Origin of the sequence: Candidatus Accumulibacter sp. ACC012, from assembly GCF_907163155.1 — a bacterium.
GTDB classification, from domain to species: domain Bacteria; phylum Pseudomonadota; class Gammaproteobacteria; order Burkholderiales; family Rhodocyclaceae; genus Accumulibacter; species Accumulibacter delftensis.
In genome coordinates, this window is the sequence record NZ_CAJQUC010000002.1 from 654,173 (window position 1) to 674,330 (window position 20,158).

General features: G+C 63.2%; 16 protein-coding genes and 1 CRISPR repeat array. Of the genes, 14 read left to right on the top strand and 2 right to left on the bottom strand.

What is annotated here, in order from left to right:
- Positions 1-38: 38 nt before the first annotated feature.
- From QZ648_RS03455 to QZ648_RS03515, 13 genes are all read left to right on the top strand, one after another.
- Complete coding sequence (locus tag QZ648_RS03455; protein WP_169068687.1) at positions 39-1,481, top strand: IS1380 family transposase; 1,443 nt, start codon at positions 39-41, stop codon at positions 1,479-1,481.
- A 260-nt stretch (positions 1,482-1,741) separates the two neighbouring features.
- Positions 1,742-2,974 (top strand): hypothetical protein, encoded by a 1,233-nt coding sequence (locus QZ648_RS03460; RefSeq protein WP_291996109.1) that lies wholly within the window; start codon positions 1,742-1,744, stop codon positions 2,972-2,974.
- Positions 2,975-3,547: 573 nt separating this feature from the next.
- Positions 3,548-4,714, top strand: coding sequence for a CRISPR-associated ring nuclease Csm6 (csm6, locus tag QZ648_RS03465; RefSeq protein ID WP_291996110.1), 1,167 nt, complete (start codon positions 3,548-3,550; stop codon positions 4,712-4,714).
- A gap of 78 nt (positions 4,715-4,792) precedes the next feature.
- Positions 4,793-5,962 carry a TIGR02221 family CRISPR-associated protein gene (gene csx2 / locus QZ648_RS03470; RefSeq protein ID WP_291996111.1) on the top strand — a complete coding sequence of 390 codons (1,170 nt, stop codon included), beginning with the start codon at positions 4,793-4,795 and terminating at the stop codon, positions 5,960-5,962.
- 18 nt (positions 5,963-5,980) lie between these two features.
- A complete protein-coding gene (gene cas10 / locus QZ648_RS03475; protein ID WP_291996112.1) occupies positions 5,981-8,653 on the top strand; it encodes a type III-A CRISPR-associated protein Cas10/Csm1 in 2,673 nt (890 codons plus the stop codon).
- An 80-nt stretch (positions 8,654-8,733) separates the two neighbouring features.
- The gene (gene csm2, locus QZ648_RS03480) at positions 8,734-9,105 is read left to right on the top strand and encodes a type III-A CRISPR-associated protein Csm2 (RefSeq protein WP_169067650.1); all 372 of its coding nucleotides are present in this window, start codon (positions 8,734-8,736) and stop codon (positions 9,103-9,105) included.
- A 20-nt stretch (positions 9,106-9,125) separates the two neighbouring features.
- On the top strand, positions 9,126-9,836 hold the full coding sequence (csm3, locus tag QZ648_RS03485) for a type III-A CRISPR-associated RAMP protein Csm3 (protein WP_169067649.1): 711 nt from the start codon (positions 9,126-9,128) through the stop codon (positions 9,834-9,836).
- Positions 9,837-9,839: 3 nt separating this feature from the next.
- Complete coding sequence (locus QZ648_RS03490; protein ID WP_291996113.1) at positions 9,840-10,799, top strand: hypothetical protein; 960 nt, start codon at positions 9,840-9,842, stop codon at positions 10,797-10,799.
- Positions 10,796-12,439 carry a type III-A CRISPR-associated RAMP protein Csm5 gene (gene csm5, locus QZ648_RS03495; protein WP_291996114.1) on the top strand — a complete coding sequence of 548 codons (1,644 nt, stop codon included), beginning with the start codon at positions 10,796-10,798 and terminating at the stop codon, positions 12,437-12,439. The genes QZ648_RS03490 and csm5 overlap by 4 nt, the downstream gene beginning before the upstream one ends.
- Complete coding sequence (gene cas6, locus QZ648_RS03500; protein WP_291996115.1) at positions 12,436-13,464, top strand: CRISPR system precrRNA processing endoribonuclease RAMP protein Cas6; 1,029 nt, start codon at positions 12,436-12,438, stop codon at positions 13,462-13,464. Before csm5 ends, cas6 begins: the two co-directional genes overlap by 4 nt.
- Positions 13,465-13,469: 5 nt before the next feature.
- A CRISPR array of direct repeats spans positions 13,470-15,455; the repeat unit is 36 nt; unit sequence GTCAGTAACCAGCCCTGAAATCAAAGGGATTGAGAC.
- A gap of 39 nt (positions 15,456-15,494) precedes the next feature.
- Positions 15,495-15,842, top strand: a complete 348-nt coding sequence (gene cas2, locus QZ648_RS03505; RefSeq protein WP_291996116.1) for a CRISPR-associated endonuclease Cas2 — start codon at positions 15,495-15,497, stop codon at positions 15,840-15,842.
- Positions 15,843-15,855: 13 nt separating this feature from the next.
- Positions 15,856-16,902, top strand: a complete 1,047-nt coding sequence (gene cas1, locus QZ648_RS03510; protein WP_291996117.1) for a CRISPR-associated endonuclease Cas1 — start codon at positions 15,856-15,858, stop codon at positions 16,900-16,902.
- Positions 16,886-17,191, top strand: coding sequence for a CRISPR-associated endonuclease Cas2 (locus QZ648_RS03515; RefSeq protein WP_291996118.1), 306 nt, complete (start codon positions 16,886-16,888; stop codon positions 17,189-17,191). Before cas1 ends, QZ648_RS03515 begins: the two co-directional genes overlap by 17 nt.
- 391 nt (positions 17,192-17,582) lie before the next feature.
- Here the strand turns inward: QZ648_RS03515 and csx16 are convergent, their stop codons facing one another.
- Together csx16 and QZ648_RS03525 are read right to left on the bottom strand one after the other, a co-directional pair.
- Positions 17,583-17,879: a CRISPR-associated protein Csx16 gene (gene csx16, locus QZ648_RS03520; protein ID WP_169068385.1), complete on the bottom strand. Its 297-nt coding sequence runs from the start codon at positions 17,877-17,879 to the stop codon at positions 17,583-17,585.
- Positions 17,880-18,812: 933 nt separating this feature from the next.
- A complete protein-coding gene (locus QZ648_RS03525) occupies positions 18,813-19,697 on the bottom strand; it encodes a hypothetical protein (RefSeq protein WP_291996119.1) in 885 nt (294 codons plus the stop codon).
- On the opposite strand from QZ648_RS03525, the gene QZ648_RS03530 reads away from it, so the two are divergent.
- The coding region (locus QZ648_RS03530) for a hypothetical protein (protein ID WP_291996120.1) at positions 19,696-20,158 on the top strand (463 nt) is incomplete at its 3' end. The genes QZ648_RS03525 and QZ648_RS03530 overlap by 2 nt on opposite strands.

Here is a 20,158-nt window from a genome sequence, read left to right on the forward strand (position 1 = left end):
GATACAATTGGAGTTCTATAGAAACCAGTTCGTAAAAAATGCCTACCACTACTCGCCCAGCCTTGGATTTTACCCCGGAACAACTCCACCTCCCGCCCGCTGCGGGCTTCACGGTTCGCGCCGATTTCAGCGCCGGTGAGGTGTCCTCGGACCTGGGCGCCTTGGTGCTGAGCGCCGTCGATCGTCGCATCGGCCTGATCGATCGCCTGACCGGGGCGATTGCCGATTCCCGCGATCCTCGTTACATCACCCACCCGCTGCGCGATTTGCTGACGCAGCGCGTCTTTCAGATTGCCTGCGGCTATGAGGACGGCAACGACGCCAACGCCCTGCGTCATGACCCGCTGTTCAAGCTGGCAGCCGGGCGGGCACCGCTCGATGCCGAGCAGGCGCTGGCCAGCGGTGCCACCTTCTCGCGTCTGGAGGGCGCCGTGCGACGAAGCGACATCTACCGACTGGCGCAGGCTCTGGTCGAGCAATTCATCGCTGGCTACGCCGAAGCGCCGCGCACGATCACGCTGGATCTGGATCACACCGACGATGCCACCTATGGCCAGCAGGCCCTGTCTTTCTACAATCACCACTACGGCCACCACTGTTACCTGCCCTTGTTGGTGTTCGAGGCCCACTCCGGCGCTCTGGTGAGCGCCGTCCTGCGCCCCGGCAAACGCCCGACCGGCGCCGAGAACGCCATGATCATGAAGCGGGTGCTCACCGTGTTGCGGCGCCACTGGCCGCAGACCCATATCCTGCTACGTGGCGACGGCCATTTCTCCAATCCCGAGTTGATGGCGTTGATTCAGGCCGATGGCAATGCAGATTTCATCTTCGGCCTGGCCGGCAACCCGGTCCTCACGCGCCAGGCCGAGGGCTTGATGAAGAACGTGCGCGCACACGCCGCCTTGAATCGGGCGCTGGCCGCCCGGGGCCTGCGCCCGGCCGCCGCGGCGGTGCGCCATTTCGGTGAATTCGACTACCAGGCGCGCTCCTGGCCGCGCGCCTTCCGGGTGGTGCTCAAGGCCGAAGTCCTGACCGGTAGCGCGATCACGCCTGCCAAGGACAATCAGCGCTACGTGGTCACCTCCTTGCGTGGCCCCTCGCCGCGGACGCTTTACCAACAGGACTACTGTGGCCGCGGCCAGGCTGAGAATTTGATCAAGCAAGTGAAAAGCGATCTGAAATCGGATCGGACATCCGCTTCGTCCTTCCTCGCCAACTTCGCTCGCCTGCTGCTGAGCGCCGCGGCCTACGTTCTGCATCAGCAACTGCGCCACCTGGGGCTGCAAGGCACGCCGTTGGCGACGGCACAGCCCAAGACCGTCATCCTCGCGCTGTTCAAGATCGCCGTCCGCGTCAAACAGTACAAGGACCGGGTGCTGCTGCAGCTACCCAGCAGTTGCCCGCTCAAGGGGCTGCTGGCACAGCTCTGCAAGAGGCTTTACCCCGCCAAGCGGATGCGCCCCATGCCGGCTTCGCCATGAACACGCCACGTCTGGCCCACGAGAGGCAGCCACCCACCCTGACCATCAACCACTTCTCACGCTTCTCCCCGCTTGCGGGGTCGGGGGAACTATCGCCTGGAAATCGAAAAATGCGTAGTCAAGCCCCGGGGGAGGCACAGGGCAGCGTTTGTGCAACATCCGGGCTAGGGTGCTAGGCTTGGCCCCTCGCACTGACAGTGCGCAGCACGCTGTGCGCATTCCGGCCTGCCCGGCAACGCGTGCCGGCGAGCGATAAGACGATGACCGTCGACGAAAAACGCCGGCAGAAAATGCTCGCCAGGAAGCGCAAAAGCCACGCCGCCCGCAAGCCTGTGCCGCAGCAGCCGCGCAACGCCCAGCCGCTGCCGCCGGCGCCGCTGCTGCCGATCCATGCGGCTCTGGCGACCAAAAACCTGTTCGCCAAGGGCATCGGCATGCTCGCCCTGGCGCGCAAGCTGCCCAACGGCCAGGTGGCCATGGCCACGTTTGTGGTGGACGTCTACTGCCTGGGCGTCAAGAGGGCCCGCTCCGGCATCCTCTCAGCAGACGAATGGGCGGCCTTCGCGCAGCGCCTCGACCTCGAAGCGATCGATCCCGGCTGCCTGCGCAAGCTGATCGAGGGCGCGGTCGCCTACGCCCGCGATCTGGGCTTCGCCCCGCATGCCGACTACGCCCGTGCCGCCGCCCTCTTCGGGAACATCGACGCCGCCACGTGTGCGCAGCGCTACACCTACGGCAAGGACGACAAGCCACTGTACGTCAGCGGGCCTGAAGACACGCCAGCGCAGTCGCGGCACATCCTGGAAACCCTGACCCGCCGCCTGGGAACCAAGGGCTTCCACTTCCTGACCGCTGGCGACCCCCAGCACGCGGGCCTTAGCGGCGAAGTGACAGGGCCGCTGACCGTGTGCAGCTACGAAATCACCGACCAGCCCATCCCCGACGCCGCCTTCGACCAACTGCCCGCCGAGGTGCAGGAACGGATCAACGCCCTCTACCCGAAAGTATTGAAGAGCCGACCACGGGAAGCGCTGGCCGAGGTGCGCGTCCTCATCGAGCAGTATCCCGACATTGCCCAGCTGTACAACTACCTGTACGCCGCTTGCCACAACATGGGCGAGCACGCCGAAGCCGCGCGCGTCAGGGAGGAGACGGTGCAGCGTTTCCCCGATTACCTGTTCGGCCGCATCGCCTGGGCCGAGGACTGCCTGAGTCGCGGCGAAACGGCCAGGATCGCCGAGATCTTCGAGCACAAACTCGATCTACGACTGCTCTACCCCGATCGTGTGCGCTTCCACCTGTCCGAGGTCTTGGGCTTCCAGAGTATTCTCGCGCGCTACTTTCATGCCCAGGGCAAGCAGGAGCTGGCGCAAGAATCCTATGATCTGATGTGCGAAATCGACCCCAAGCACCCGAGCACCCGGCTTGTCCGTTCCACCCTCCACCCGTCACGCCTTGGCAGGTGGCTGCGAGAAAAGCTGCTGCGGCCGTGAAAGCGTCGAGCGCAGGCCGTGCCCTTCCATGCTTGCCGTGTTTCGCAGGGCAGCCGCGGTGGGCAGGTCCAGGAATGGCGATGACAGAACGACCCTTGACTAGAGGAGCGGCCGCGTAAGCCCTTGTCTGCAAGGTGAACGTGCAGCACGGCCGATGCTTGCCTGGCTCACGTTACCGGCCTCCCTATTCCCGTCCCGGCCCCCCTCCCACACCCACCGTCATTGCGAGGAGGCGCAGCCGACGCGGCAATCCAGTGCCATCCTCTCACTGCCTTTCCGTCGCCTCGACAAGCCGCAGAGCCAAACCTCCGCAGAGCCCGTTGGCGACACCTCCGCGCAATGACGCAATGACGCGTCGGCGGCTGTAGCGCTGCTGCATTATTGACGAGACTTTCGGCAACGCAGACAGGAATGGAAGGCCGATGGATCGAGGGCCGATGAATGGAGGGCCGGTAGCCCTGCAGTGCCGCCCGTCAGAGGCGATCCTCGCCGCATCGCAAGCTTGCCATCCGCCGCCGAGCAGACAGAAGCACGCACAATGGTCGCCAGTCCAACCACCGCCCAGCCGAAGCCATGCTCACGACCACCGAAAGCCCCCACGCATACCCACGCCGCATTCTCGTCGCCGTCACCGGCCTCTCGCCACAAATTGTCACCGAGACCCTGTACGCGCTCGCCGTTGCGCCATCGGGCGCCGCGTTCATCCCCACCGAAGTGCATCTGATCACCACGCGCAGCGGCGCCGAGAAAGCACGCCTGGCACTGCTCTCCGACGAACCGGGCTGGTTCCACCGCCTCTGCCACGACTACGCGCTACCGGCGATCCACTTCACTCGCGACACCATCCATGTTCTGGAAGGCGCTGACGGCAAGCCACTCGACGACATCCGCTCGCCGGCCGACAACCGCCGCGCCGCCGACGGCATCACCGCCCTCATCCGCCAGTTCACCGCCGACCCCGACTGCGCGCTGCACGTGTCGATCGCCGGCGGGCGCAAGACCATGGGCTTTTTTGTCGGCTATGCGCTGTCGCTCTACGGCCGCCCGCAGGACCAGTTGTCACATGTCCTGGTCTCCGAGCCTTTCGAGTCCAGCATTGGCTTCTACTACCCGACGCCATCGAGCCGGGTCATTGAAATGCCCGGTGGCCGCCTGGTCGACAGCGCACAGGCGCAAGTGACCCTCGCCGAACTGCCTTTCGTCAGCCTGCGCCACGGCCTGCCCGAAGCGCTGCTCACTGGCCTCGCCAGCTACAACGAAACCGTCGCAGCAGCCCGCAGCGCCCTCGCGCCGGCACGACTGCAGATTGACCTGGCGACACGCCGCGTCGCGGCCGGCGGCAAAGTCTTTTCCTTGCCGCCGGCCGAACTCGCCCTGCTCAGCGTCTTCGCCCGTCGCGCGCAGCACGGCGAAGAGCCATTGCCGGCGCCGGCCAAGGAACTCCCCGACAGCGACTGGAAAAATCGCTATCTGGTTGAGTTGCGCTGGATCGCCGGGCCGATGAAAGACCTCGACGAGACCGAACGCGCCCTGCGCAAAGGCATGGACGGTGGTTACTTCTCGGCGCACCTGTCGAAACTCAAGAAGATCCTCAGGCGCGAGCTCGGCCCCGCCGCCGAGGCCTACCTGATCAGCGACGGTGGCAGCCGTCCACGTCGCTACAGCCTCGGCCTGCGTCCGACGGCGGTCAGTTACGGCAAGATCGAAAACTCCCCTAATGTCGAATGGGATCTGGCATAAACTGCCATCCGGAATAGCAAGGAAAACGAAGATGAACGCCACCACCAGCACCGCCCGCCACCCTGCCCGGATGCCGACATGAGCACACTGATCAGTTTTCTCGGGAAAGGCCAGGCTGACCCGCAGACCGGCTACCGCACGGCCAACTATCGTTTCGACGATGGCTTTTCGCGCCGCGTGCCCTTCTTTGGCCTGGCCCTGGCCGAATACCTCAAGCCCGATCGCCTGGTGCTCGTCGGCACGGCGAGCAGCATGTGGGACGTCTTCTTTCATCGCGAGGGTGCCGACGACGAGGCCGTGCTGCAACTGATGGCGGCTGTCGAAACCGGTGAGGTCGACCAAGACATGCTGGAGCTACCGCGCCGGCAACTCAGTGAACGCCTCGGCGTAGCGGTCGACTGCCTGCTTATTCCCTATGCGCGAGACGCCGCCGAACAGGCCGGGATCCTGCGCCTGCTGGCCGCTGTCGTGCCCCCCGCAGAAGAGCTGTACATCGACGTCACGCACGGCTTTCGCCACCTGCCGATGCTCGCGCTGGTCGCCGCACGCTACCTGGCCCGCGTCGTCGGCGTCAAGGTCCAGGAACTCTATTACGGCGCCTTTGAGATGACGACGCCGGAAGGCGAAACGCCGGTGCTGCGGCTCGGCGGCCTGCTGGCGATGCTCGACTGGGTGGATGCCCTGGCCAGCTACGACAAGGACGGCGACTACGGCGCCTTCTCGCCACTGCTCGCCGCCGATGGCATGGAAAAAGGTCGCGCCGACCTGCTGGCACGCGCCGCCTATTTTGAACGAACCAACAACCCGGTGAAAGCGCGCGAAAAGCTGAACAGCGTTTTTCCCTCGGTCGAAGCGCATCGCGGTCCCCTCGGCGAGCTGTTCGGCGAGACGCTCGCCAAACGCATCAGCTGGTTTCGTGCGCCGATGCGCAACGATTGGGAGCTGACGCTTGCCGACGCCTACCGTGAGCGCGGCGATTACCTGCGCGCGGCCACCTTCATGTACGAGGCTTTTGTCACCGGGGCATGCAATGTACGCCGCGTCAACCCCAACGAGTTCAGGGAACGTGATGAGGCCAGGAGCAGCGCCAGGGAGGCGCAGCCGGCGTTCAGGGAACTCGAAAACCTGCGCAACGCCATGGCGCACGGCGTTCGCCCGCGTGCTGGGCAGGAAGCGCGGACGCTCGACGACGAGAGTGCTCTGCGCGCCGCACTCAAGTCTCTGCGCAAAGACCTCTTCCAGCCCTGACCAGGAGCCCCGACCCTCATGAAGCTTCTCGAACAATCCGCACGCGTCGCCTTGGCCGCCTTCCTGCACGACGTCGGCAAGCTCGCCGAGCGCGCCGGCATCGATCATCACGGTCGCCTCGATGCGCATCGCACGCTCTATTGCCCCTGGCACCAGGAGGGCAGCGACCCGCGGCGTGGCTATCACAGCCATATCCACGCCGCCTACACCGGCCTCGCCTGGGACGAACTCGAAGCGACGGGACATTTCCCCGATCTTCGCCGCGACGCGCCGCCATTCTCGACGTCGACCGACGACAACGCCACCGACTCGGCGGTCAACGCCGCCAGCGCGCACCATCGGCCGGACACCTTCCTGCAGTGGATCGTCGCCACCGCAGATCGCGTGGCCTCGGGCTTCGAACGCGACAAGTTTGATAGCGAGTACAACAACAAGAAAGAACGCGAGAACCACTACCGCGCGCGTCTGCTGACACTCTTCGAGCAGATCGGCCGCGGCCCGATCATTGAAGGCGAGCTCGAATGGCGCTACGCGCTGCGGCCGCTGGCGCCGGCGAGCATCTTTCCGCAGCGCGCCGACGCGTGCACCCCGCGCGACAACGCCGCTGCGCGCGCCGAGTACCTGACGCTGTGGGAAGCGCTACTCGCCGGAATTCGCCACATCCCAAAAGCTCACGTCAGCACCCTGCCCTTGTGGTTGGACCACTTCGACAGCCTGTGGCTGACGATCACGCACGCCATCCCCGCGGCAACCGCTTTCGGTACCAAGCCGGAAGTCTCGCTCTACGATCACAGCAAGGCCACCGCCGCGCTGGCCACGGCGCTCTGGCGCTGGCACCACGAGCAGAGTGATGAAGAGCTGCGCAGCGTGCGTGCGTTGCGCGACGGCTGGTCCGCCGCGAAGTTCCTGCTCGTCCAGGGTGACTTCTTCGGCATCCAGGACTTCATCTTTGCCGAAGGCGGCGCAACGCAGAAGAACGCCCACAAGTTGCTGCGTGGCCGTTCCTTCCAGGTTTCCCTGCTCGCCGAATGCGCCGCCTTGAAGCTGCTCGAAGCACTCGAACTACCCCCGACGGCGCAGATCATCAATGCCGCCGGCAAGTTCCTGATCGTCGCGCCGAACACCGCCACAGCACATGCTGCCGTCAGCCACTGTCGGCAGGAGCTCAACGATTGGTGCCTGGCGCACACCTACGGCGAGATCGGCGTCGGCCTCGCCAGCACGCCGGCTTCGTGCAACGACTTCGCGAGCGGTCGCTTCGGCGACCTGACCAAACGTCTGTTCGCAGCGCTCGACACCGCCAAACACCAGCGCTTCGATCTCTGCGCCGACAAGGCGACGACAGCTTTCGACGGTTTTCTCGACAGCTTCGACAATACGCTCGGCGTCTGCGCCATTAACGGCCGTCACCCGGCCGATGGCGAGGCATCGGCTAAGCGCGGCTATTCCTTGTCGAAGCTTGCTGACGACCAGATTCGGATTGGCGAGCAACTGACTCGCGACGCGCGGCTGCTCGTCGCCCGCGACGCCAGCACGCTGCCGGTCCTCGGCCTCGACTATTTCGGCTATCGCCTGGCGATCGTCCGCAGCGGCGAGGAATCGGGCAAGTACGGCGAACTCGCGCGCAACGGGACGCTGTTGCGCGTCTGGGACTTCGACGCCGCCGAAGCCGACGGCACGCTCTGGCGCGGCTATGCCCGACGCTTCGTCAACAGCTACGTGCCGCGCTTCGCCGCCAGCGATGTCCAGACCGCCGGCAAGTACGGCAAGTGGCAGGGTGAAGAGGATTTCGCGCGCGAAACCGACGGCGACCCGCTGCGTTCTGCCACCATCAAGACGCTGCATCACATCGCCTGCGAGGATCGCCGCCTGACTGCTGGGGAACGTTGGCAGGGAGAGATCGCCCTGGTCACCATCAAGGGCGACATCGATGACCTGGGCAGCCTCTTCCAGCGCGGCCTCGAGAAGCCGACCTTCGCCAAGATGGCCTCTCTTTCGCGGCAGATCAACGCTTTCTTCGCCCTCTGGCTGCCGTGGTTCTGCGAGCACGGCCATGACGAGAACGGCGTCCCGCGCTACCGCAATACCTACACCGTCTTTGCCGGTGGCGACGATTTCTTCCTGATCGGCCCCTGGGAGTCGACCCTCGCGCTCGCAACCATCTTGCGCGAGAAGTTCGCAGCCTACGTCGCCAACCCGCACATCAGCTTCTCGGCCGGGCTGTCCATGACGCAGCCAAAGACGCCGATCCGCCAGCTCGGCCGTTCCACCGCAACGGCACTAAGCGCTGCCAAGGCCCGTCCCGGCAAGAACGCGGTGAGTCTCTGGCAGCGCAGCGTCGGCTGGGCGGACTGGCAGACACTGATGGTAGAGCGTCGGGCCGCCCTTGAAGATCTGATGGCGCGAGCCGACAGTCACGGTGCGACCTTCTCCAGCGGCCTGGCCTACGCACTGTTGCAATTGGCCGACCGCGCCGAAAGCACGCGGCCGGAAGACGCCATCTGGCGCTCGCAGCTTCATTACCGCCTGACGCGCTTCTTTCGCGACCGGGTCAAGGGCGACGAGGCCGCGCGCACGCGCCGCGAACAGCTACTGCGGGACGCCATCCGCGAAATCGGCGGCGCCCTGGGCACGCACAAGGGCGCCTACCGCCTGCCGCTGTCGGTACTGCTCTACCGGCAGCGCGAGTAATCGGCAAGCGGCTACGGCAAGCTTGCCGCAGCTGACAATGAAATGCACATGACACACGATACCAAAAAGGAGAAGCAACGATGTCCATCAATCTGGCCAGCTTTCCACCCGATGCCGAGCTCTTCAATGAAGAGGCCGAGCGGGTCGCCAACCGGCTCGCTCAGGCCGCTCGCCATCTGAACAAATCGACGCAGATTCGCCGCTTCTATGACGAGCTGGTCGGCTGGCAGGAACGTATCGCCGGTGACGACGGCAAGTTTGAGCAATACCTCGCCTTCATTCGAATGCTCAACGCCAAGGTTGCCTACGCCAAGGGGCGCGGTCTGGTCGATGGCGAATTCGAGACGTGGTTTCGCGGATGTCTCAAGGCCACGACCAGCGCCAGGGCCCTCGACCACTTTCGCCTTCACTTCGAAGCCGTCCTCGGATTTCTCAAGGCACTTCGTCCCTGACCTGCCACGGAGCACAAACCATGCAACTCACCCGAATCAAGCAAATCACCGCCACTCTGATCCTCAAGACCGGTCTGCATATTGGCGCCGGCGACACCGAAATGCGCATCGGCGGCACCGACAATCCGGTCGTCAAGAGCCCGCTTAACGGTCAGCCCTACATCCCCGGCTCGTCCCTGAAAGGCAAGATCCGCTCGCTGCTCGAATGGCAGCTCGGACTGGTGACGCCAGCGAACGGATATCCGTTCTCGTTTCAACACCTCGCCAAACACGACAGACCCGAGGCGCGCGATCTGCTGCGCTTGTTCGGTGGCGCGCCGGGCGGCGAGGTCGACGATCTGGTCAAGCAGATCGGCCCGACACGCAGTGCGTTCTGGGACTGCGCGCTGAACGGTGACTGGGTGGAAGGAATCCGTGCCCGCAACCTCCTGAGCACCGAAGCCAAGAGCGAGAACTCGATCAACCGCATCGCCGGTGTTGCCGAAAACCCACGCTTCACCGAGCGCGTAATCGCTGGCGCCGAGTTCGACTTCCGCTTGTCGCTGAAAGTGATCGACAACGAGGACCTGCTGCCGCTGCTGCTGCGTGGACTGAAACTGCTCGAACTGGACAGCCTGGGTGGCTCCGGCTCGCGCGGCTACGGCAAGCTTGCTCTCAGCGGGCTGGCGCTCGACGGGCAGTCGATCCAGGCCGACTTCGATACTCTGCAACCCTTCGCCACGGCTGCCTGAGTCATGTCGCACACCCTTCATCGCGCCACACTGGCGCTGCACACGGCGCTCGGCACGCCCCTGGCCGGTGACACGCTGTTCGGTCAGCTCTGCTGGGCGCTGCGCGAAGCCGCCGGCGAGGCCGAACTTGGCCGCCGCCTGGACGGCTATACCAGCGGCCGTCCCTGGCTGGTAGTCTCCGACGGCTTCCCGGCGGGCTACCTGCCGCGACCAACCTTGCCGCAGCATTTTTCAGCGCCCGTTGCCGATCCAGCCCAGCGCAAGGCGGCAAGGAAGCGGCACTGGCTACCCGTCGACCGAACCGGCAAAGCTCTCGCCGAGCAACTGGCAGGCGCCGTCAATGACCAGCAAGCCTACGCCGGCAAGCCGCCACAGCAAAGCGTGCAGGCACACAACACGCTCAACCGTCTGAGCGGCACCACCGGTGAAGGAGCTTTCGCACCCTACTCTGTGGCCCAGACCTTCCACGCCAAGGAGCAGCGCATCGACGTCTACCTGGTCCTCGACAGCGAGCGCGTCAGCGCCGACGAGGCGGGCTCGCTGCTGACCGCGCTCGGCAGCGGCGGCTTTGGCCGCGATGCCAGTGTCGGCCTCGGCAAGTTCAGCTTGCAAAACATTGAAGCGGCGGCCTTCACCGCCCCCGCCGCTGCGAATGCCTGGTGGACGCTGGCACCGTGTGCGCCGCAAGGTCAGGGCTTTGTCGGCAGCGAGAGCTACTGGCGCGTACTCACGCGCTTCGGTCGCCATGGCAACGCGCTGGCGCTCAGCGCCCATCCGTTCAAGACACCGGTACTTCTGGCCGCCACCGGCGCCGTTCTGGTTCCCACTGGCGGTCTTGCTGCTGCACGTTTGTTTATCGGCCAGGGCATCGGTGGCGCGGGGCTACTGTCGAAGGCCGAAGCCGCCACCGTACATCAGGCTTATGCCCCCACTGTCCCCCTTGCTCTGGAGCCTGCCCCGTGACTACCCAGGTACGCAACGATCGCCGCACGCTGGCAATCTCGACGCTATCGCCGCTCCATATCGGTTGCGGCGATGTCTATGAGCCGAGTGGCTTCGTCATCCACGCGGGTCTGCTGCATGTCCTCGAACCCGCCGACCTGTCGCTCGCGCTGAGCGACGCCGAGCACAAACGGCTTGCCGCGCTGGCCGAGCAGCAGCACGAGCCGGTCGGCGCCATCCAGCGCTTTTTCCGTGACTCGGCGGCTCGCTTTGCCGACCTGTCACGCCAGCAAGTGGTGGTGGCCGAGGCGCTCGCCCGCGAATACGCAGAAAAAGCAGGTCGGCCGACACAACGCGACCCAAGCGGCGAAGCGACGTACAACAGTTTTCAGCTGGCCCGTACCGCCTTCAGACCGGTGGACGGTACGCCCTACCTGCCTGGCAGTTCGCTCAAAGGCAGTATTCGCACCGCCTGGCTTAACCACTTGAACGCCGACTTGCCGCTCAACTCCGCAGAAAAGGCAGACAAGCGACGCGCATCGCAGAACCTCGAACAGCGTCTGCTGAAGTACGCTGCCGGCAAGTTCGAAAATGACCCCTTTCGCAAGCTGGCCCTCGCTGATGCCCACCCCGCGGAAGAGAGCACGCCACCGCCAACACGTGTTCTCTACGCGATCAGCAAAAAGAAGCGCCCGCCCCGTGCCGATGAACGCCCTTCGCCAGAACTGAAAGTGTTTCTCGAAACGATCCCCGAGGCGCTGCCCGCCGCTTTCCTCGGCGAGATGCGTTTTGCTCCTGGGGCGACGATTCTGTGGGATGCCCTGTGCGATGCCTGCAACGGCTTCTACCGGCCGCAGCTGGAGGAAGAACTGGATCATCCTGTGCTCAGCCAGCGACTCGACCAGCAGTGGCGACAAATGATCAGTCACCTGCTCGGCGAAGAGCTCGGCGACCTGATCAAGGCACGGCAGGGCTTCCTGCTCCGTGTCGGCCGTCACTCGGGCGCTGAATCAGTCACCCTTGGCGGCGTGCGCAGCATCAAGATTCTCGGTGCACGCGTCGACGGCAAGCAACAGTTCGACTTTCGCGCGAATAGTACCGAAAAACGCTACGCCAGCCTCACAAGGGCCGGTGACCACGGCTTGCTGCCTTTTGGCTGGCTGTGGGTCGACGCCTGCGACGCCCCCCATCGCCACCTTTCCGATGCCGTCCGCCAGAGGCTCGCGGCGCACAGCCGGCCGCTGCGCGAAGCACACCAGGAACGCCTGCTGCTACTTGAGGAGAAGGCCGAACGGCGGGCTGCCGCCGCAGCCGTGCTCGCCAGCCGCAAGCGAACCGAGGAAGCGGCGGCCCGCGCCGAGGTAGAAGCTCGGCAAGCCCACGCTCGCGCTTTGGCCGAGATGAGCCCGAATCGCCGCCGTGTCGAAGAATTCATTGCCGATTTCGCCGCGCGTGCCGAGCAACTGCGCGGCAACAAGGAAAACGCCAACGCCGTGTGCCACAACGCGGCGAGGACACTCGCGCGGGATGCCGTCGCCTGGACCCATGAGGAGCGAATGGCGGTCGCCGACGCGATCGAACAATGGCTGCCGAAAGTGGTCAAGGTCGAGCTCAAGGACGAGCGCAAGAAACTCAAATTGTCGGCATTGCGTGCGCCATGAACACGACAAGCTCTTTCCCGGTCGCCCGCTACCGATTCGAATTCGAGGTCAGGCAGCCGATTCGTCTGCCTGACTACGCCGGCTCGATGCTGCGTGGCGCTTTCGGCCACTCGCTGCGCCAACTTGCGTGCATGACCCGGCAGAAGGATTGCGCCGCTTGCCCGCTGATCGCTTCCTGCCCGTATCCAGCCGTCTTCGCGCCGCCCCCGCCGACCAGTCACCGCCTGCAGCAGTTCTCGCAGCTTCCGGTGCCCTACGTCATCGAACCGCCGGCATGGGGCAGCCGCGTGCTCGCCGAAGGGGAAACGCTGATCTTCCACCAGGTGCTGATCGGCAAGGCGCTGCAGGAACTGCCGCTGATCATCCTGGCCTGGCGACGCGCGTTCGCGCGCGGCGTCGGCGCCGGCGACGGAACGGCGGATCTGCGCCGCGTCATCCATTGCGGTGATGCCGGCGAGCACGAGATTCACCGCCCTGAAATCGGAACGATCGCTACGCATGCGCAGACGGTTGTCCTGAAAGGCACGGACGACAGCGCGACGCCCGGCGCCGCCGTGCTCCACTTTGAAACACCGCTGCGCCTGCAGCACAACGGCCGCGCGCTGCCCCCCGACAAACTGCAGGCGCGCACGCTGCTCATGGCCTTGACCCGGCGTGCGAGCCTGCTCGCCGAATTCCATGCTCACGGCCCGCTGGCCAGTGACTTTGCGACGCTCAGCACTGCCGCTGCACTGATCCGCGAAGAGAAGCGTCTGACCTGGCTTGACTGGACCCGCTTTTCGTCCCGGCAAAAGCAGAAAATGAGTCTCGGTGGCGTCATCGGCACCTGGCGACTCGAAGGTCCCCTGGCACCGTTCGCCCCTTTCCTGCAACTCGGAGAATGGCTGCATGTCGGCAAGGAAGCAAGCTTCGGGCTCGGCCAATACCAGTTGGCCCGGGACCGCCACGAAGACACCTCTGACAGCCTCGACAAACCCCGCGACTGCCAGCGCCAAGTGTCTGAAACACAAGAATTAAATCTGTAGGTGCAGTCAGTAACCAGCCCTGAAATCAAAGGGATTGAGACAGGCCGCGATTGGCCTGCTTCCAGAAGGGCGTCTACGTCAGTAACCAGCCCTGAAATCAAAGGGATTGAGACCGCCTGCGGATACCGACTGCGCAATGGTAATACCGTCAGTAACCAGCCCTGAAATCAAAGGGATTGAGACCCGGGCCGTATTTCCACCCATCGGCAACTTTCTGCGTCAGTAACCAGCCCTGAAATCAAAGGGATTGAGACCCTTGGAAACCTGCTTACGTTGGCTATTTCTGCGTCAGTAACCAGCCCTGAAATCAAAGGGATTGAGACGTAAAGTGGAGGTAGTGGTTAGCAGCCAATGACCGTCAGTAACCAGCCCTGAAATCAAAGGGATTGAGACCTGGCAATTCGCCAACCGTATGACAAGCTTTTGTCAGTAACCAGCCCTGAAATCAAAGGGATTGAGACGAAACGCGAGAAACACATTTGCAACGGTCATCATGGTCAGTAACCAGCCCTGAAATCAAAGGGATTGAGACCGCCATTTCTCTTGGCACGCCTTGATTGCTACGGGTCAGTAACCAGCCCTGAAATCAAAGGGATTGAGACAGCTTGCCGCAGCTCTACGTATCCCGATCGACGTCAGTAACCAGCCCTGAAATCAAAGGGATTGAGACATCTCGTAATGGCTTATTTCCCATTCGATGACGGTCAGTAACCAGCCCTGAAATCAAAGGGATTGAGACCTGCTGGGGGAAGGTCGATAACGCCGGCCGCGACGTCAGTAACCAGCCCTGAAATCAAAGGGATTGAGACTTCATCGCCGAGCATTGCGTGCAATGCCTGCAGCGTCAGTAACCAGCCCTGAAATCAAAGGGATTGAGACAGCTTTAGATCCTGTACTGGCGGAATGACTGCGAGTCAGTAACCAGCCCTGAAATCAAAGGGATTGAGACGGATTTGCGACACGGAATGTTTCGTCGAGCTTTTGTCAGTAACCAGCCCTGAAATCAAAGGGATTGAGACAAGTGCGCCTTGCCCAATGGCGCGGTTTGCCGCGTCAGTAACCAGCCCTGAAATCAAAGGGATTGAGACGGGCATGCGGCTATCAGTGCGCTTAAAGCGCGGTCAGTAACCAGCCCTGAAATCAAAGGGATTGAGACTCAATCATCCAATCATTGTATTCAGCTACAAGGTCAGTAACCAGCCCTGAAATCAAAGGGATTGAGACGTCAGCAGCACGTCGGAATTAAGCCGACACCAACGTCAGTAACCAGCCCTGAAATCAAAGGGATTGAGACACATACAGGGCAATGCGGATGTCGCACTGCAGCTGCAGTCAGTAACCAGCCCTGAAATCAAAGGGATTGAGACCGCCGCACATGTCGAATGTTGCTTCGTCGTCAGGTCAGTAACCAGCCCTGAAATCAAAGGGATTGAGACAAGTACGTCACCCTGAATGTGAAATTTCGATCCGTCAGTAACCAGCCCTGAAATCAAAGGGATTGAGACAAATGGCATCGGTAAATAAGGTAATTTTGGTCGTCAGTAACCAGCCCTGAAATCAAAGGGATTGAGACGGATCAAGGTTACTGCACCGCTCGATCTACCACGAGTCAGTAACCAGCCCTGAAATCAAAGGGATTGAGACTTGTTGGCCACGACCAATGCGCAGCGAAAAAGCGGTCAGTAACCAGCCCTGAAATCAAAGGGATTGAGACTTGCGGCTTACGACGCACACTTCGTCGTAGTCCGTCAGTAACCAGCCCTGAAATCAAAGGGATTGAGACAAGCGACCGGACGGACGCATACGCAGAATTGAGTCAGTAACCAGCCCTGAAATCAAAGGGATTGAGACTTTGCAGGTAGATTCATGTGCAACAATAGAAGAGTCAGTAACCAGCCCTGAAATCAAAGGGATTGAGACAGCCCTTCATTGACGACTGTACAGCACTCGTCAAGGTCAGTAACCAGCCCTGAAATCAAAGGGATTGACGGACGATTGCCGCCGCTGCATTTTTCCGCCTGTATCGATCAGTGATTTTCGGCAAGCTTGCCGGACCTGACAGGAGTGCCACGGAGGCCTATCGTGGCGACATGAACGATGTGGCGCGAACGCTGTACCTGGTCTGCTACGACATCTGCGAGCCGAAGCGGCTGCGGCGGGTGCACCGGTATTTGATGGGCTACAAGGTCGGTGGTCAAAAATCGTTCTTCGAGTGCTGGCTGACCGCGGCTGAACTTCGTGAAGTGCGCAACACGCTGGCCGAATTGCTCGCTTTAAGTGAAGACCGGGCACACATCTTCCAGCTCGATCCGCGCATGCGGCGCGACATGTTGGGCCGGGCGACGCAGCCGGTGACGGATGTTTTTCTGATCGTTTGAGGGGGGAGAAACGATGACCAGTCTGTATGTTGACCGGCGCTGCGTGACGCTGAAGGCGGACGGCGAGGCGCTGGTGTTCTACGAGAACGGCGAGCGCATCGGCACGGTACCGCTGGCGCCCTTATCGCGGGTCTTCATCCGCGGCGACGTGACGCTGTCGTCGTCGCTGCTCGGCAAACTCGGCGAGCGTGGAATCGGGGTGGTCGTTCTCTCCGGGCGCAAGGCGCTGCCGACGATGCTGCTCGGTCGTCCGCACAATGACGCGGCGCGGCGAGTGGCGCAGTACCGGCTGTCGCTCGACGCCGACTTCTGCCTGCGTTTTTCGCGGGCCATCGTCGAAGCCAAGCTGCGCGCACAGGCAGACTTCCTCACCCTCCGCCGCGACAGCGAACCGCGTTCACGCTATCTGCTGACGCTGTCCCTGCGGCAACTCGCCAGCTGCATCGGGGCGGTGGACGAGCAGCATTCGCTTGCTTCGCTGCGCGGCCTCGAAGGCGCCGGTGCCGCGGCCTACTTCGAGGGCTTCGCCGACCTGCTGCCCGAGCGCCTGAAGTTTGCCGGCCGCAACCGCCGGCCGCCGCGAGACCCGGTGAACGCGGTGCTCTCGCTCTCGTACACGCTGCTGCACGCTGAGGCAGTCCTGGCCTTGTACGGCGCCGGGCTCGATCCTTTCGTCGGTTTCTATCATGCGCTGGATTTCGGCCGCGAGTCGCTCGCCTGTGATCTGGTCGAACCACTGCGCGTCGAGATCGATCAGCACACCCTGATGCTCTTTCGCTCGGAGAAACTGCGCGCCGACGATTTTTCACAGACCGACGGCGGCTGCCTCCTCGGCAAGGCGGGACGCGCCCGCTACTACGCCGAGTGGGAGCCGCTGGCCGGGCGGCTGCGCAAACTGCTCACCGAAAGCGTGTCCGACGTGGCGGCAGCGATCACCCAATCGGGTTCCGTCGATGCGCCGCCCGCGCAGCGCAAGGATACGCATGCGCTGCTGCCGGCACTCGCTACGGATGGCCTCGATACGCTGGCCGAAGGCGAAGATGATGACTTCGACGAATAGTTTGCAGGCCTTCGTGATCGGCTACGACATCAGCAACCCGCGCCGCTTGCAGCGCATCCATCGCGAGATGTGCAAGCACGCGGCGCCGCTCGAGTACAGCATCTTTCTGCTGGTCGGCAGCGAAGCCGACAAGGAGCGCTGCCTGGACGAGATTGCCGAGCTGATGGAACTTGCCGACGACGACGTGCGCTGCTACCCGCTGCCCACGCGCGGCTTTCAGGGCCGCATCGGGCGCGCCAGCTTGCCGGAGGGAATCGTGTGGACCGGGCTGCCCGCGGCAATCGCCTGAGCGGCAAGCCTGCAGGCTGCCAGGCGCCAGGCCGTGCCAGCCGCAGCGCGGCCGGCATCGCCACGCCACGCCCGGCTCCATCCCGCACGCCGCTATTGACCAACTCTGTCACCGTCACCGTGACCGACACCGTCATTGCGAGGAGGCGCAACCGAGCTGGCAATCCGGTGCCACCTCTCGCTGCCCTTCGGCCGCATCAACCACACGAAGAGCCAAACCTCTGGATTGGCGCGTCGGCTTCGCTTCCTCGCAATGACCTGCGAGTTGCGGTAGTGCTTCTTTCATGACCACGCTTTGCGCAAGCCCGCAGGCAGCGCGAACCCCGTGCGGTAGCTGGAATGCCTACGCTCCACCCGGCCCGCAACAGCACACGCGCGGCGCCGGCGGCACTTCAGGGGCTGCGGCGTTCGACAAGGTAGGCTTCGATGCAGGCACCGAGCTGCTCAAGCTGGTCGGCATCGAGTTCCGTACCACGCAGTGCGGACGGCAGGCGCAGCGTGAGATGGTAGTAACGGGCTCCGCGCGCGCAAACCTCGGCGGCAAGATTGATCGGCAGGGTGCCGATAACCGTGTCACCTGCAGCAACCTGTTGCGGGTCGAGATGGGCGAGCTGCCGATCAACGGCGATGCCCTGCCGCTTTGCCCAGGCGACGGCACCCGGGTGGCGGGAGACGAACCAGATAGTCATGTCAAGGCGCGCTTGAACCAGTAAGCATCCCCGGGGAAAGCCCGGGGTTTAAGGTGATTGTCGGAAAAGAAAAAACCAGATGGCGCCGAATTTTCGGTCGTCTTCGAGGCACGAAAACAGGCGCATAGTCGGCCGATGTCACTGTCAGACAATCGGCAATTCGCGCTGCCGTTCCAGGCAACCAAGCGTCCTGACATGCCGCTCGCGATCGGCAACTTTCACGATTGCCTTCATCGCAGCGTTTGCCCAGCGGCAACTCGCCCGGCTTGTCGCCTTCGGTCACGCGCTCTTGCCGGAATGCCTTTCTATCGCCGCGATCTCGGCGCGCAGGCGAATCAGCCATTGTTCGCGCGCCATCTGCGAGTGCCTGCGTGCTTCGGTGGCAACGGCTTCCATCAAGGCATCGAGTTGTTCATCGGAGGGCTCACGGGTGATGTCGTTCAGATCGAATGTCTGCAGATTGATCGCCTTCTCCAGAAGCCACCGCCGTCTTTGGCTGGCAACGGAGCATTCTAGTGTAGTGCTGCACTCGTGATGAGACTTTCGGCAAGCATCTCCCAGCCTCCGTCATTGCGAGGAAGCGTAGCCGACGCGGCAATCCAGAGGTTTGGCTTTTCGCCTTGCCACGCATGTCAATGCGGTGGGAAATAGTAAGAGCATGGAACTGGATTGCCACGTCGGCTGCGCCTCCTCGCAATGACGTGGGGGCGGCTGTAGCGCTCGTTTGATGACGATACTTTCAGCATTCCAGCAAGCAGCGCGCAACCCATGCGCTAGCTGAGATTCATTCGCTCCACCCTGCCAGCAACACGACACCAGCGGCGCCTACGGCACTACACGGGCCGTGGCGCTGGCCAAGGTTTGCGTTTCCGGGCGGCGGCTGACGGCGACACACCTACCCCGCACAACAAGCGCAGGGCGATACCGCCATCATCACCGGGGCGCACATCCAGGGTCGGTGATCACGCCGCCAGACGAGGCTGAGCAGTTCGTCGCCGCGATTTGCGGCTGAACCGCCTTCGCCGCCTCCAGATACACACCCGCCAGCTTATTCACGAGGGCGAGAAGATCTGACCCGCCCCCTGTGGACCCAGAAGTCTCCTGCTCTCCAGCACGCTGTTCCGCGTGTTGCTGCAGGCTGCTCAGAAGCGCAAGGAGAACGGCGGCGCGCCCTTCTAACGCAGAAGCATCCTGCCCTGCGACGCCCGGTTCCGCCTGTGGCGGCCGGCTATGTTCCTTGGCGGCCGCCTGCTTTGCGACACGCGCTTCACCTTGTTGCTGCGCGCGGTGTGCCTCAGAAACCTCCTGCTCTGCGGCAAGCTGTTCCGCTTGCGGCGGCAGGCTGCGTGCATGGTTGAGGTCCGTCATCAGATAGGGAGCATCTTGCGGCCGCTTGAAAGTGAAAGCAGTGCGGGCGATGTCAGACGATAGTTTGCCGGTCGGGAGTGTCATTTTTGGGTAAGCGTCTTTAGCGCCGCTCGGCCAGTGCGCAGTGAGGCCGAGAAATGTCGCCTCGCCCCTGGCTCTATCTGCATCCGATACCTGGTAGCTCAAAGTTACCGGCATCTGGCCAAAAACCCTGCCGTCAACCTGCGTCAAGGTCGCCCCCGGAGGGTCCGAGCGATAGGTCACAGAAACTTGACTCGCCTGTTTTTCCGAACCGGCCTGATTCGTTGAACACCCGGCCAACAGCAGCGAAGCAGACATGACGAGGGTGGTAAGGATTTTCACGACGCCGCTCACTTGGGCTATTTTGGAGGCCTTCAGCATCTCACCGTTGGCGCTTGACTGCTGCGTAAAAGCGCACAAACCTGGCATGAATATTCGCGGCGCCCTGGCGTCCAGCGGTCGATATCGACAGGATGCCAGCAGGCATGGCATCGCCGCAGGTGGCCTAGGTAGCCTAACGGCTGCTGTCGGGGCAAATGATCAATCGCCGGATGGCCGCGATACCCTGGCCGAAGCGGAAGCTGATGACCTCGACAGCGAGCCTGGCGGGTGCCAAGTACCACACCGCGCCAGCCGCAGCCCTGCCCTCATCGCCACACCCAGTCGTCCCCGCCCGCCCTTATTGACCGACAGCGTCACAGTGACCGACGTCGTCACATCGACCGACACCGTCATTGCGAGGAGGCGCAGCCGACGCGGCAATCGGGTGCCATCCTCGCGCTGCTTTGCCGTCGCCGGCAGAAAATTGCCGCGGATCAAGATGGGCGAGGCGCTGATCATCGGCGATCCGCATAGCGGGCGTGCCGTTCGGCGAGTGAGAGCCTATAGAC